The organism is Vibrio sp. SCSIO 43153 (assembly GCF_023716625.1).
Classification (GTDB): domain Bacteria; phylum Pseudomonadota; class Gammaproteobacteria; order Enterobacterales; family Vibrionaceae; genus Vibrio; species Vibrio rotiferianus.
The window spans coordinates 1,485,300-1,501,005 of record NZ_CP071856.1 but is presented as its reverse complement, the minus strand read 5'-3'; the positions used below and the strand labels follow the sequence as shown (position 1 = coordinate 1,501,005).

Below are 15,706 nucleotides of genomic sequence, written 5' to 3'. Positions count from 1 at the left end.
CGATTTAACCTAATTCTAAATAACTAGACACTTTGCCAATAGAAAGTACTAAGTCATTTCCCTATGAGCGTCGTTACCAACCTGTGATCAGACCCATTCGGTTGATTTGCCGATGCTCGTGAGCAGATTCTCCGATTTGAGTTTTCTGACTTAAGCCAGAGGTGATCAATCCCTATCATGGCGAAAGCAGGAACCGGCAAGCCTTTCACTGATGTTGGCCAACTGGCAACAGGTTGAGTTTGGAAAGGAGAAAACAGGCCATTAAACCTTGGGCTTGCAGCAGAAAGATTGAAATCCCCTATCACGATCATTTCCGGTGTTGGATACAAATCAGTAAGGGTTTCTATGGTTCGAATCAGGGCATTGCGGCGTTGCCATAACGGCTCAGTTCTTGGCGAAGGAGGATGCGCTGTCATCAAGGTAATAGGGTTGTCCACTTGCCATGTTGCTCGAATCACCTCTTGACCATCTGGGGTGTGATAAATCGAAACTGGCTCCAAAGGATAACGGCTCAAAATCATCTGATTTGACGGGTAACCAACGCCGCGCTGGCCGCCGTAATAGAAAGGATAAACATCGTCGAGAAGGTGAAGTTTTTCCCCCACTTGAGGCGAAAGCTCTTGCATCACCACCAAATCCGCAGGGTGTTTAAGCAAGTAATTGATGAACTGATTGATGTCCGGATTTTCGTAGAACAGGTTGAATTGGACGATCGTCAGCGGATTCTCGCAAGTTTGGTTGTTTGTGATTTGAGTGGGTAAGAGAAACGCAATAGAAGCGAAGCCGATTAAAACAGAGAAAATGGCTTTCGCCGAGTGACGACAAACCAAAAGTACCAGAGCAAATCCTAGGTAGACGAATAAAAGGAGAGCGGGAATCGAGGTTAGATTCTCCGCCCACCAAATATCATGATATTGCCTTGCCACCAGCCAAATTGAAGCGGGTAAAAACAACACAATCCATTTAATGACTTTCAGCACACGCACGGCTCATTTAGCGATTACATATCATAAGCTTATATGTAATCGCCCAACTCGCCAGTGCGCTGCTGAACTGTATCTAAACAGATTGGCTTAAATGGAATGAACCGCTTCCGTTGCAGCCTCTGTGAGCAGTGCTTTTTCGCTCACTTCCACTTTAACCGCAGCGACCTTGAACTCAGGGATCTTCGCATGCGGGTCAGTCGCCGTTGTCGTTAGACGGTTGACTGGCGACTCAACAAAGTGGAAAGGAATGAACACCACACCTTTTTGAATACGCTTAGTCACAAAGGCATCAATTTCAATGCTGCCGCGACGTGTAGACACCGTCAGACGCTGACCATTACTGATGCCAAGTGCTTCTGCGTCTTCCACGCTCACCATCGCACGAGGGCCAGCAAGATTATCCAACCCTTTGGTTTTGCGCGTCATGGTGCCAGTGTGGAACTGCTCAAGTACACGACCCGTCGTTAACACAAGTGGGTACTCTTCATCTGGCAACTCAGCCGCATAACGGAACGGTACGCCCACCATTTGCCCTTTACCACGAGTAAACTGGGTTTGGTGCATGATGCGAGTACCCGCAGGGTTGTTCTTGTTGCTCGGCCATTGCACACCGTTTGGCGTAATGGCATCCCAGCGAAGTCCCGCGTATTGAGGTGTCACACGTGCGATTTCGTTAGTGATATCAGACACGCAGTGGTAATCCCAATCACTGCCCATGGCATTGGCGATTTCTTGGATAATCCACCAATCTTCTTTCGCTTCACCCGGCGCCGTTACGACAGGATTCACACGCTGAACACGACGCTCCGTATTGGTGAAGTGACCCGCTTTCTCTGCAAATGAGCAAGAAGGCAAAACCACATCCGCGTATTGCGCGGTTTCCGTTAGGAAGATGTCTTGAACCACCAAGAAATCGAGCGCTTCTAAACCTTCAATCACATGCGCTTGGTTCGGGTCACTCAACACTGGGTTCTCACCCATGATGTACATACCACGAACGTCACGATGGCAAGCCGCATCAATGATTTCTGTCAGGGTTAGACCTTGCTCAGAAGGCAGATTTGGCGCGTTCCATTCAATCGCAAACTTCTGACGCACAATTGGGTTGTATACTTTTTGATAGCCCGGGAAGCTGTTTGGCAAAGCGCCCATATCACATGCACCTTGCACGTTTGATTGACCACGCAACGGGTTGATACCACCACCTTCAATGCCGATGTTGCCACACAGTAATTGCAGGTTAGCGATAGAACGCACGTTGTCATGACCTGTCGTATGCTGAGTGATCCCCATCGAATAGTAAACAGCCGTACGATCTGCCGTACCGATCATGCGCGCCATTGCTTGAATGTCTTCGGCTTTTACGCCTGTAACCAACTCCACTTTATCGAGGTTGTAAGCTGGCGACATCACTTCTTGCAGTAAGGTATCAAAGCCGTCGACACGTTCTTCGATGTACTCTTGATCGTACCAACCGTTCTTGATGATCTGCTGCATGACGCCATTTAGGAGCATCACATCCGTACCCGGACGGTGCGCCATATACAGCTCAGCATGCTCTGCCATATCAACACGTTTCGGGTCAGCCACAATCAAACGAGCACCGTGGTGACGAATTGCTTGTTTGATATGTGAAGCGATAATCGGGTGCGCCGATGTGGTATCCGAACCAATAATGAAGATCACATCCGAGTGCTTAATGCTTGGAATGTCGTTGGTCATTGCACCACTACCCAGTGACGCCTCAAGACCGGTTACACTCGATGCGTGACACAAACGCGCACAGTGGTCGACATTGTTAGTGCCCAGTTCACGACGGACAAATTTTTGGAATGCGTAGTTGTCTTCGTTAGTGGTTTTCGCTGAAGAGAAACCCGCCAATGCGTTGCTGCCAAAATCTTGCTTGATGCCAGAGAACTTGTTCGCAATCAGTTGAATCGCCTCTTCCCAACTTGCAGGCTGCAACCAACCGTCTTTACGAATCAATGGCGTGGTAAGACGCTCTTCACTGCCAATGAAATCAAAACCAAAGCGCCCTTTCACACACAGCATGCCTTGGTTCACCGGCGAGTCACCGCCTTTCACGTAGCGAATCGTGTTGGTTGTCTCGTCCACGAACATAGTCAACTTACAGCCCACACCACAGTATGTACAAATGGTGTCGACCGCTTTCAGATCTTCAGTACGACCTTGTGAACGGTCACGACTATCGACCATCGCGCCCGTTGGACACACTTGAACACACGCGCCACATTGTACGCAGTTCGAATCGCCCATTAGGGTTAAGCCATTCTTATTACTTCCAAAGTGTGGACGATCATCAGGACGTAATGCCGGACGACCTTGTTTATCGCACACGAAGTTCAGTACACCGTGTACGGCTTTGTCGCGGCACGCTTGGATGCACTGACCACAGCTAATACAGCGGTTAGCATCAAACTCAATAAACTCAGAACTGCGGTCAACTTCGTACTTATGACGCAAGTCTTTCGCACGAAGATCTAACCAATCTTGGTGTGATTTAATCTGCAAGGAGAAGTCAAAGCTTTGCTCGGCTTCATATTCGGTGGAGTAGTCACGCAGCGCACAATCGGTATTTGCCTGACAGCCACATTCAAGACAGCGCGCGGCTTCCTTCATCGCTTCTTCGTTACCAAAACCCAACTCCACTTCAGCGAAGCTTTGCTCGCGTTGTGCTGGAGTCAGTTCAGGCATGATAGAGCGAGCGACTTTCTGGATGTTCTCGAAGTGAAGCGGGTCGACTTGAGAGAGCTTCTTCTCTTTACGCGAGTTAAACGCCGCCTTTGGCATGTCTGCCATATCGCCATTCAAAAACAGATCAATGGCTTTTGCCGCAACGCGGCCATCACCCACGGCTTCAACTGCCGTTGCAGGACCACGGCGGAAATCACCAATACTGAAGATGTTACCCGTGCCGGTGTGCATGGTCTTTTCATCTGCATCAGAGGTGTTCCAGCGCGTAAGTGGAATCGACAAATCTTCACCTTCGAGGAAGCTCAGATCCGGCTTTTGCGATACTGCCGCAATCACGGTGTCGAACTCTTCGGTGAAAAACTCGCCAGTTGGTTTAGGGCTTCGACGACCAGATGCATCCGGCTCACCCAACGCCATGCGCTCTAGGCGAATCGCATTCACGCGTCCGGTTTCATCGGCAAGGTTTTCTGCCGGGTTGGTTAAGAAGTGGAATTTCACCCCTTCATGTTCCGCTTCGACAATCTCGTAATCTTCTGCTGGCATTTCGTCACGGGTACGACGGTAAATCAACGTGGTGTCTGCACCAGCACGACGCGCAGTACGAGCACAGTCAATTGCCGTGTTACCACCACCGATCACCGCGACTTTCTGACCCGTTACATAGTTTTGCTCAGTCACGTAATCTTTGAGGTAATCAACACCTAAGTAGCAACCTTCAAGGTCACTGCCTGTGTAATGCATTTCGACCGCTTGAGACGCGCCGACCGCCAAACACACCGCGTCGTATTCTTCGCTCAATTGAGAAAGCGTGAAATCCACACCTAGCTTTTGATTGGTGTGAACTTGCATGCCATTGCGGCACATCAGTTCGATTTCTTTATCGAGAATGTCTTTTGGTAAACGGTATTCTGGGATGCCATAACGCAACCAACCGCCCGCTTTTGGCATGGATTCAAAGACCGTAACGTCGTAGCCTTCGTTCGATAAGTAGTAGCCAGCTGTCAGACCACCAGGGCCACTTCCGACGACGGCAATGTTCAAACCTTTGCTTGGTTTCTTTTCTGGTACGTAGGCTTCATGCGCAGACAAATCCGCATCCGCGGCATGACGTTTTAGCTGACGAATTGCGATTGGTTCATCGACTAACGAGCGGCGACATTCGCTCTCACAAAATGCAGGGCATACGCGGCCAATCGATAACGGCATAGGAAGCGTACGCTTAATCACTTCAATCGCTTTTTGATGATCGTTCTGTGCGATGTGATAAAGGTACGACTGGATATCCACGCCCGCAGGACACGCGGTTTTACATGGCGCTTCACAATCGGCGTAATGGTCCGTCATGATGCGGTTGAGTGCTTTTCTGCGGTGCTCGCTTAATTGTTCTGATTGCGTGACCACATTAAGGCCGCGGTAAACTTCGAGCTCACACGCACGCTTAGTACCGCCACTTTCGACTTCAACTACACACAAGTCACACGGTACTTTTTCATTACTTTTGTTCATTCCGCACAGCGATGGGATCTCGACCCCACACACTTTTGCTGCTTCTAAAAGGGTTAGACCCTCTTCTACAATTCTATATTTTCCATCGATGACAATTTCTATCATGCAACCCCCGCAGCAAAGCAAATCCAAATCTGCACAAGTAAAACCATGCATTCTATAAGGATAATCATTTGTAAGACAAGTTAGTGTGATGTAAAACTTATAAACCACATTTTTCACGTGTCATAAAAAGCGAGGGCTTCTTTCGCTAACTTTCAACACTCGGTGTTTAACAAACGTTTTACTCCCTCGAAAGTGCGAAAACTGAAGGGTTGGACTATTTTGATAATAAGAGTAATAAATGATTGACCTTACCCTTAGGTTAACCTTTAGAATCGAAGGGTTTTCATCATTTTCATCAAACACATGGGAAAGGGTATGCACTTAAAATCGCTGCATACAATTTGGTTAACTCTCTTCACGACGCTAGTGCTATTGGTATCTAGTGTGGCGAACAGTGAGCCGTTGATGAATATTCAAATGATGTCTACTGGCATGGCTCACCATCCTTCTATGATGAGTGACAGCGAACACTGCGGTATGCCTGGCATGATGGACGTCTCCATGACTGACGCTTCTATGTCCGAAGATGGCGATGCAAGAGAAACCAGCATGAACTGTGGTGGAGGCTCTGGCATGGTTCATACCTGCTGTACTGCTGCGTGTACGATAGTTTTCGTCCCCCTACCGAATCCTGTCAATAGCCCGATGCCCGTCGTCTATCGCGCAACTATTACTCCTGAAGTTGCTTCCCCAGTCGTACACGTCAGCCGCGACCTGTACCGACCTCCAATAGCCTAAATCCATCCTAGCATTCGACCCTGCGCGTGTATCGCAGGTTGTTTTAATGCGCCTGAACGATGAGGTAACAAGGCTTTACTGTTCCCGCAATAAAATCTGCACCTCCATCGATCCGGCGAACACTGGATTTAGATTATGGATATCAAACCATACCGCTTAGCTGCACCTATTTTTATGGTGGCTCTGGTCGCTGCGCCAACCTTGGTTAACGCCGCAGGTAAAGAGACGCACGCAGCGCAAAATTCCACATCAAGTGAGCGAGCTTCAACGACCAAGCTTGCCCAACTGATCAACGTCGCTTTGAGTAACGATGGCAATCGTAAGCAATACTCAGCGCAATCTGCTGCCATGCGTGAAACGGGCGTCGCGAGTGCGACCTTGATGGACCCAAAACTAAAAGTGGGTTTTGGTGGCTTGCCTGTCGACAGCTTCAAATTCGATGAAGACCCAATGACCAATATCTCCGTTGGTTTAATGCAACAGTTTGAGCGTGGCTCTACGCTTGATTTACAACAGAAGAAAGCCAATCAACAAGCCGACGGCCTTGGGCTTCAAGTTCATGCTCGTGAGCTTGAGGTAGCCAACAGCATGACTCAACTTTGGTTAGAGCTTGGTTACCAGCAACACGCGGAGCAAATCATGCTTGAGAACCTCAAGTTGATGAAGGAGATGGAAAGCTTTATTCAAACCAACTATTCGATTGGTAAGAGTGAAGCGCAAGACCTACTCAACGCTCAATTACAAGTCAGCAAGTTGGATGAGAAACTGCAAGCCAACGCACAAATGCAACGTCGTCTTATCTCTCAACTCTCCGAATGGTTGGGGTCAGACTGGTTGGCAAACGAAGAGGCTCTGCACGCGAGCAATCAATTGAACTGGGACACACTGAACAGCAAACTTGCTGCCAGTCAGAATTCCACCAAGCATTATCAGCAACTCAGCCAACACCCGATGGTTAAGATGGCAGACGTTAGCATTTCTGCCAATAAAACTCAGGTGGAGATTGCTGAGCAAGCCTACAACCCACAATTTGGCGTCGAAGTAATGTACGCCTACCGCCAAGCCGACAACATGATGGGCGAACCCGCTTCTGACTTGGTCAGCGCTTACTTAACCATGGACATTCCACTGTTCACTGGTGACCGCCAAGATCGCAATCTTGCTGCCGCTCAATACCAAGTTGGTGCGGCACAATCGCAAAAAGACACCTTACTAACGCAGATGAATGCCAAGGTGAACACTTTGCTGGTTGATCGCGGCAACTTAACCCAACGTTTAGAACGTTATCAATCCACCTTATTGCCTCAAGCGAAAGCGCGCATTCAAGCCGTTGAGCGGGGTTATCAAAACAACACAGCGCAGTTTAACGATGTGATTTCTGCCACGACTGACGAGTTGGCTCTGCAATTAGAGCAACAACGTCTGCTGACCGATCTCAACATCGCAAACAGCAATTTAGCCACCCTACTCGGTGGTTTCGACTACCAAGTGGCTTCACCGGAAGCTCGCTCTATTTCGACATATTAATTTGTGATTCCCCAAGACAGTTGGGGCTACAGCTAGGCGGCAAACGAGAGAATCCCATGAGCATAGATCTGCTATGTGATTTGGGTGAACGAGAGCTGGCAACAACGCTGTAGCGTCAAATGTGAAGGGGAAAATAAGGTAAAACAATGAAAACATTTAAGATTGCAACCATCGCGCTGATTGTTGGTGGTGCTTTAGGGTTTGGTGCTAATCATTTTCTTACGGGCTCGGCTCACAACATGAGTGCGATGGGTGGCGAATCTGCTGCAAGCTCTAATGATCCGCTTTACTGGGTTGCCCCAATGGATCCGAATTACAAACGCGACAAACCGGGTAAGTCCCCAATGGGCATGGATTTGATTCCGGTTTACGCAGAAGACCTATCCGGTGAACAAGATGCACCAGGTACAGTGACTATTGACCCTTCAGTAGAAAATAACCTCGGGGTTAAAACCGCAAACGCGACACTACAGCAGTTGTCACCACGCATCGAAACCGTTGGTTATATTGCCTTTGATGAAAGTCTGTTATGGCAAACCAACGTTCGTGTGGCGGGTTGGGTAGAAAAACTCTACATCAATGCCGTGGGTGAGAAAGTGAAGAAAGGCGATGTGCTTTTCACGCTCTACTCTCCTGAGCTGGTTAAAGCACAAGAAGAATTGCTGAATGCGTACCGCACTGGCCGCAAAGGTCTTGTAAAAGGCGCGACCGAACGCTTGGTAACGCTTGGGGTTGACCGTGCTCAAATCAAATCCATTACTCGTAGTGGTAAAGCATCGCAAACCATTGAAATCAAAGCGCCTGCTGATGGCGTTATCGCGAGCTTAAACGTGCGTGAAGGTGGCTATTTGTCCCCTGCTCAAGCGGTGATCAGTGCAGGTCCTTTGGACAATGTTTGGGTTGATGCAGAAGTCTTTGAGCGTCAAGCACACTGGATGAAAGCGGGTTCTCAAGCCACGATGACCCTTGACGCGATTCCGGGCAATGAATGGCAAGGTGTCGTAGATTACGTGTACCCAATCCTCGATCCGAAAACACGTACGTTACGTGTGCGTCTTAAATTCCCTAATCCAGATGGCGCATTGAAGCCAAATATGTTCGCCAATATTGCCCTGCAGCCTGTCACTGACGACGCAGTATTAACGATTCCTAAATCATCTGTTATCCGCTCTGGCGGTATGACTCGCGTTGTCCTGGCGGAAGGTGATGGCAAATACCGTTCTGCTCGAATTGAAGTTGGCCGCGAAGCTGGCGAACAAATCGAAGTATTACAAGGACTTAAACAGGGCGACAAGATCGTTACTTCATCTCACTTTATGCTCGACTCTGAATCAAGCCAGTCGGCGGATCTATCTCGCATCAATGGTGTAGAAGCGGCAGCAGAAACGGCATGGGCCAAAGGTGAGATCACGGATGTGATGAAAGATCACCGTATGCTGACCATCAACCACCAGCCTGTACCAGAATGGGATTGGCCGGGCATGGTAATGAACTTCACTTTCGCAGATGGCGTTGAAATGGGTGACTTGAAAAAAGGTCAGGCTATCAAATTTGAAATGCAAAAGACAGAGTCCGGTCAGTACCAAATCATCGACTATAAGGCAGACAACAGCGTCAGTGCAGCTGAAGTTTGGCTGACTGGTGACATCACAATGCTGATGGCTGATTTTGGCATGATTACCTTAAACCACCTACCGGTTGCAGAATGGAACTGGGATGCGGGCGAGATGAACTTTTCAGTGGGCGAAGACGTTGATTTATCGGATTTTGAAGAAGGACAGAAAGTTCGGTTTCTAGTTGAAAAACAAGGATCTGACTACGTTCTTAAACAGCTAGTTCCTGCAACAACAGCCGTCGAGGGTTAATTATGATCAATGCTATTATTCGTTGGTCACTGAGCAACCGATTCCTAGTGTTGGTCGCGACCTTAGCCCTTGTATTAGGCGGACTTTACAGTGTAAAGAATACGCCTGTTGATGCGATTCCGGATCTTTCTGATGTGCAAGTGATCATCAAGACAAGCTATCCGGGTCAAGCTCCTCAAGTCGTCGAGGATCAAGTTACTTACCCACTCACCACCGCCATGCTTGCCGTGCCGGGTGCTGAGACGGTTCGTGGCTACTCATTCTTTGGTGACTCTTACGTTTATATCATTTTCAACGATGATACCGACATGTACTGGGCACGTTCACGCGTGTTGGAGTACTTAAGCCAAGTAGCACCAAAGCTGCCACCGAACGCAAAACCAACCCTAGGTCCTGATGCAACGGGCGTGGGCTGGGTTTACAGCTACGTATTACAAGACAAAACCGGCAAGCATGATTTGGCGGATCTTCGCAGCCTACAAGACTGGTTCTTGAAGTACGAATTGCAAACCGTGGATGGCGTTTCTGAAGTCGCGACCGTGGGCGGCATGGTGAAGCAGTATCAAGTGCAGATTGATCCTGCCAAGCTGCGTGCGTACAACCTCACTTTGCAACAAGTGAACATGGCAATCCAAAACGGTAACCAAGAAACCGGCGCGTCCGTTATCGAAGTGGCTGAAGCCGAACACATGGTTCGTACCACGGGTTACTTAACCAGCATTGAAGACATTAAATCACTGCCGCTAAAAGTCACCGAGACAGGCACGCCGTTGCTCTTAGGAGACATCGCAGACATTAACCTTGGTCCACAAATGCGCCGTGGTATCTCAGAGCTGAATGGCGAAGGTGAAGCGGTCGGCGGCGTTATCGTGATGCGCTTTGGTGAAAACGCCAGTGAAGTGATTGCAAAAGTCAAAGACAAACTCGCCGACCTACAACGCAGCCTGCCAGAAGGCGTGGAAATTGTTGCAACCTACGACCGCTCTACCCTTATCGATTCAGCGGTAGAAAACCTATGGAAGAAGCTTGCAGAAGAGTTCATCGTCGTTGCGATTGTGTGTGCGTTGTTCTTATTCCACATTCGTTCTTCATTGGTTATCGCTCTGAGTCTACCGGTTGGCATTCTCACTGCGTTTATCGTAATGCATTGGCAAGGCATCAATGCCAACATCATGTCCCTTGGTGGTATCGCGATTGCCATCGGTGCCATGGTGGATGGTGCAATCGTGATGATTGAAAACGTTCATAAGCACATTGAACGAACGCCACTGACCGATAAAAACCGCTGGCAAGTAATTGGCAAAGCCGCAGAAGAGGTTGGCGCACCGCTGTTCTTCTCGTTGTTGATCATTACTCTTAGCTTCGTACCAGTGTTCGCCTTAGAAGGCCAAGAAGGCAAGATGTTCTCGCCGCTTGCATTCACTAAGACTTACGCCATGGCAGCGGCTGCAGGTTTGGCGATCACACTCGTCCCTGTTCTTATGGGCTACTTCATTCGCGGTAAGGTGTTACCGGAACACAAAAACCCGGTTAACCGTGGCTTGGTCGCGTTGTACCGTCCGCTGTTGAACACCAGCTTAAAATACCCTAAGACCATGATTGTTATCGCATTAGGTCTAATGGCATCGGCTTACTACCCAACCAGTAAACTGGGTAGCGAGTTCATCCCGCCGCTGGATGAAGGCGACTTGATGTACATGCCAACGACCTATCCGGGTATCTCGATTGGTAAGGCGCGTGAGCTTCTACAACAAACCAACAAGCTGATCAAAACCGTTCCAGAAGTGAAAACCGTATGGGGCAAAATTGGCCGAGCTGAGACCGCAACCGATCCAGCGCCACTCACCATGATCGAAACCGTGATTCAGTTGAAGCCACGCGATCAATGGCGTGAAGGCGTAACAACCGAGTCACTGCGCAAAGAGTTCGATAAGCTGGTTCAGTTCCCTGGTCTTACTAACGCTTGGGTAATGCCGATCAAAACGCGTATCGACATGCTGGCAACGGGCATCAAAACCCCTATCGGCATTAAGATCGCCGGACCTGATCTGAAAGTGATTGAGAAGATCGGTTCCCAGCTTGAGCCAATTCTTAACGGCGTACAAGGCACGGCATCGGTTTATGCAGAACGTGTAGCAGGTGGTCGTTATGTCACGATCGACATTAAACGTCGTGCTGCAGCGCGTTACGGCTTAAGCATCAAAGACGTTCAGCAGGTGATCTCGACCGCGGTGGGCGGTATGAATTTGGGTGAAACCATCGAAGGCTTGGAGCGTTACCCAATCAACGTTCGTTACCCACAAGACTACCGCGACTCAGTGGTTAAACTGCAAAACCTACCGTTAGTGACACCAAATGGTGCTCGTATTGCGCTGGCTGATGTAGCGGACATTCGTTACGAAGACGGCCCTCCAATGATCAAGACAGAGAACGCACGCCCGAACGGCTGGGTATTTGTCGACATCGATGGCCGTGACCTCGGATCTTACGTCGTGGAAGCACAGCAAGTCGTGGCCGATCAACTGGAGCTTCCTGCGGGTTACTCGCTGGCTTGGTCTGGTCAATACGAATACATGGAGCGTGCGAAAGACCGCTTGAGCGTCGTGGTACCAATCACCATTGCCATCATTATGCTGCTGCTTTACTTCAGCTTCCGTCGTGTCGGCGAAGTGATGATCATCATGCTTACGCTACCGCTCGCTATGGTCGGTGGTTTGTGGCTCATGCATATCCTCAACTACAACTTCTCGATTGCTGTTGGGGTCGGCTTTATTGCCCTCGCAGGCGTCGCGGTTGAAATTGGGGTCATCATGCTCGTCTACCTCAACCAAGCATGGCACTACAAAAAGCTGGATACGGAAGAGAGCCAACAGAAGCTTGAGGCGAAAGACCTAACCGATGCCATTCGTGAAGGTGCAGGCCTGCGTGTCCGCCCAGTAATGATGACGGTACTGACGGTCATTATTGGTCTGATTCCGATCATGTACGGCGAAGGTACAGGATCAGAAGTAATGCAACGCATCGCCGCACCAATGATTGGCGGTATGGCATCGGCACTGCTGCTGACGCTGTTGGTACTTCCAGCCATCTTCAAGCTGTGGAAACAACGTGAGTTGCGCCCAAACAACTCAACTCCGAGCCAAACAAGCACGCAAACTGGCAACCAAATCGAAAACGCCGACAGCACAGATCGCACTGGCAACAAGGCTTAATCCCTACCTTCCCCTCAATCAATTCGTTTGGGGGGAAGCAACCAAGTTATTAATGAATTAAAACAAGGATATAAAAATGAAAAAGACACTAATCACTCTTGCTCTAGCCCTAACAACAACGACTGCGTTTGCCCAAATGGATCATTCAAACATGGACCACGCGAACATGGATCATAGCAACATGAAGCATGAAAATATGGACCACGGCAGCATGAAGATGGACCACAGTAAAATGGACCATTCAAACATGATGGATATGCCGGGCATGTCGGCAGTAGGTATGCCAGCAAAAGGGGCAAAGCCAGACAAGGTGGTACACGTTATCTTGGGTGATGACATGACCATCAAGTTCAAAAAAGACGTTAAGATTGAGCCAAACGATGTGGTGCAGTTTGTAGTCATGAACACAGGTAAGATCAACCACGAGTTTACGATTGGTTCGGCTAAAGAGCAGCTAGAACATCGCGAAATGATGAAGACAATGAGTGGTGATCACATGCACGACTCGGGCAACTCTGTGACGGTAGAACCGGGTAAAGCGAAGCAGTTGTTGTGGCATTTCCACGGTGACAACAACGTTGAGTTCGCGTGCAACATTCCGGGCCATGCAGAAGCAGGCATGACAAAGAACATTACGCTGTAAATCGTACTTGAACACAACAAAAAGGAGCTGACATTTCAGCTCCTTTTTTCTCTCTGAATCCATGCTTTCGAACTGATATCGGCTCAGAAGTTATAGGCTGCCATAACTCGAACCGCCATCTCATCTTCCTCCGACAAGCTGATGTCCTCGTCAATTTTGTAGCCTTCAACAATAAGTCCAACGCTGGCAATATCGACTTTGACACCTAAGGTTGGTTCGAAGTTGTTTTGGCTGTCTGTGTCGACATACTCACCCGTCTCTTCTTCAAAATACTCAATCTCGACATTGTTGTAATTCAAACCGATACGCGGCGTTATCGCCAACACATCGTTTACGCGAATTTCGTAACCCAACGCCGTATGTAATCCCCAAACTTGCTTCTCTGCCCAATGCGTGCCGAAATGCTCTTGCTCACCGCTGTCTATCGGTGCATTGAAGCCGAGTGACCAATTGATATTGGGCAACACTTCTGCGCCCATCTCTACACTCAAGACCTCATGCTTATCCAAAAAAGTCACGCCACCGGCTATAAAGGGTTCTCTCTCTTCTGCAAGCACTGGAGCGCTAAGCAAAAGCACCAAAATGAATAAGCCAACCAGATCTTTAAGCATGACACCTCCGAGCAATGAATACGTCGATTTACCACTTTCAGAATACGTGGATTACGTGCGCATTTTTGACGGTTAAGAAGCTCAAATTTGAACCTTTGAACACCACACAATGTCGTAACCAACGACGTAAATTTATGCTTAAGGCGCTTTGTGAAACACTCCATAGACCTCAACCTGTATCGCTTTTTAAACCTGATTTTTGAACAGAAGTCGTTGCCCAAGGTGTGCCATACGCTCGATATCAGCCGAGCAACGTTTAATCGCCAGCTGGCTGACTGCCGCGAGCTATTTGGTAACGAGCTGTTCATTGCCAATAAAGGGCTGTATTTCCCGACCCTGTTTTGCAGCCAACTCATGAACATTATCGAGGAACCGTTAGAACAACTGGAGTCTGCTCAAACTCAAGTCAACGTCCTTGAAGCCGCTACGCAACCGACCCAATTTCGCTTTTTTGTACCAAACCCTCTGAGCGCCATTCTCACCACACCGCTACTCGAATTGCTCAGCCAACACGACAATATCGCTGATTTCTCGATGGTCGATTGGAATCTTGAAGGCATCGAATTTCCAAAAGCAGGCTCACTTGCCGTCGGTATTTCTGGCTACCCTTCTGTTATGAATGAACGCGTGGTTGAGCGGAAAATCGGTGAGCTTGGTTTGTATCTCTATACCTCGCAGAACAACCCGCTTTGGCAACGAGATCATATTGATATTCAACGCCTGCAAAATGAAAAATTGGTGCGAGTGTCGATGGGCGCACTGGATGATGCCATTTACTATGAGAGGGTGAAGCGACAACTTGGGTTTGCTTTGGAAAGACGCTTAACCGTGCCATCAGTTCATGCCGCTTTGGATTGGTTAATCAAAACCGATTATGTTCTGATTTGCTTTGCCCTGCCCAATTCGGCTTTGCCGCAAGGCATCAAGAAGATTCCGCTGATTCAGGATAACGCTCAGATGTTCTTTGATATCGGCTTGCAGTTTCACCGTGGCTATTATCAACACCCAACGATAGTGAAATTAGAAAAGCACCTGTCCGATATTCTCAACGATTTATAACGTCAATGGCCATCGAGATACTGGACATACAAAAAAGCCGCCCGGTACAGGCGGCAAACAAGCAGTATGTGCAATAAAACGATAAAAATATAAAGGTCGATGAAAAACGTTAGAAGTTGAAGCTCAACGTAGCGCGAACCACATCTTCTTCAAATTCTTTACCATTGAGCGGGTTAACCGCTGAGTCGTTGATCTTACCGTAATCAACCGTTAGGCCGACCATACGCCAGTTAACCGTACCGCCAACAGAAGCGTAAACGCTATCAATGTTCATGCTCTGGCCAGAGTGAGTGCCACCATTGATATCAACGTCCGCATTAAAGTAGTTGATACCAAGCTTAGGAATGATATCGAACTCAGCAATTTCAAAGCGGTAACCAATGTTCGCGTACATACCCCAAGCGTCTTGATCGTTCTTTACGGGCATATCAATTGCGTCAGAGCCAACAAAAATACCACCACCGGTGACAATGTTGTTGCCCACATCGCGGCTGTAACCCAAGGTGTACATTTCGTGGTCGCCAACGAAGGTCGCACCCGCTTCAATTGAGTTGTTACGGCCTTCTGCCAATGCGTGGCCAGAAGCGGTCACTGTTGCCAATGTTGTTAGCGCTAGAATGCGTTTTGATGTGATAGTCATCTTTACTCTCTCGGTTTGGATTTGCTTATTACCCTACCCATTTCTGAATATCGAAATTGAGGCTTAAAAAGCTCACCTCTGAGCTAACTTATGACTAAC

General features: G+C 48.5%; 10 protein-coding genes. 6 read left to right on the top strand and 4 right to left on the bottom strand.

Annotation, left to right across the window (positions count from 1 at the left end):
• Positions 1-53 precede the first annotated feature (53 nt).
• Both J4N37_RS23005 and fdhF read right to left on the bottom strand, forming a co-directional pair.
• Positions 54-980 (bottom strand): endonuclease/exonuclease/phosphatase family protein, encoded by a 927-nt coding sequence (locus J4N37_RS23005; protein WP_252042492.1) that lies wholly within the window; start codon positions 978-980, stop codon positions 54-56.
• Positions 981-1,073: 93 nt separating this feature from the next.
• Complete coding sequence (fdhF, locus tag J4N37_RS23000; RefSeq protein WP_252042491.1) at positions 1,074-5,312, bottom strand: formate dehydrogenase subunit alpha; 4,239 nt, start codon at positions 5,310-5,312, stop codon at positions 1,074-1,076.
• Positions 5,313-5,627: 315 nt separating this feature from the next.
• Between fdhF and J4N37_RS22995 the strand changes: the two genes are divergently transcribed.
• The 5 genes from J4N37_RS22995 to copI all read left to right on the top strand — a co-directional run bounded on the left by J4N37_RS22995 (position 5,628) and on the right by copI (position 13,297).
• Entirely contained in the window at positions 5,628-6,050 is a 423-nt protein-coding gene (locus tag J4N37_RS22995; RefSeq protein WP_039840344.1) for a hypothetical protein, read from the top strand.
• Positions 6,051-6,185: 135 nt separating this feature from the next.
• The gene (locus tag J4N37_RS22990) at positions 6,186-7,577 is read left to right on the top strand and encodes a TolC family protein (protein WP_252042490.1); all 1,392 of its coding nucleotides are present in this window, start codon (positions 6,186-6,188) and stop codon (positions 7,575-7,577) included.
• A gap of 146 nt (positions 7,578-7,723) precedes the next feature.
• The gene (locus J4N37_RS22985) at positions 7,724-9,442 is read left to right on the top strand and encodes an efflux RND transporter periplasmic adaptor subunit (RefSeq protein WP_252042488.1); all 1,719 of its coding nucleotides are present in this window, start codon (positions 7,724-7,726) and stop codon (positions 9,440-9,442) included.
• A 2-nt stretch (positions 9,443-9,444) separates the two neighbouring features.
• Positions 9,445-12,654, top strand: coding sequence for an efflux RND transporter permease subunit (locus tag J4N37_RS22980; protein ID WP_252042487.1), 3,210 nt, complete (start codon positions 9,445-9,447; stop codon positions 12,652-12,654).
• 76 nt (positions 12,655-12,730) lie between these two features.
• The gene (gene copI, locus J4N37_RS22975; RefSeq protein WP_045497313.1) at positions 12,731-13,297 is read left to right on the top strand and encodes a copper-resistant cuproprotein CopI; all 567 of its coding nucleotides are present in this window, start codon (positions 12,731-12,733) and stop codon (positions 13,295-13,297) included.
• Between the two features lie 83 nt (positions 13,298-13,380).
• On the opposite strand, the gene J4N37_RS22970 is transcribed toward copI, so the two are convergent.
• Complete coding sequence (locus J4N37_RS22970) at positions 13,381-13,908, bottom strand: autotransporter domain-containing protein (RefSeq protein ID WP_039840349.1); 528 nt, start codon at positions 13,906-13,908, stop codon at positions 13,381-13,383.
• A 150-nt stretch (positions 13,909-14,058) separates the two neighbouring features.
• Between J4N37_RS22970 and J4N37_RS22965 the strand changes: the two genes are divergently transcribed.
• Entirely contained in the window at positions 14,059-14,967 is a 909-nt protein-coding gene (locus tag J4N37_RS22965; protein ID WP_252042486.1) for a LysR family transcriptional regulator, read from the top strand.
• A gap of 109 nt (positions 14,968-15,076) precedes the next feature.
• Here the strand turns inward: J4N37_RS22965 and J4N37_RS22960 are convergent, their stop codons facing one another.
• Positions 15,077-15,607 (bottom strand): hypothetical protein, encoded by a 531-nt coding sequence (locus tag J4N37_RS22960; RefSeq protein WP_252042485.1) that lies wholly within the window; start codon positions 15,605-15,607, stop codon positions 15,077-15,079.
• Between the last annotated feature and the right edge of the window lie 99 nt (positions 15,608-15,706).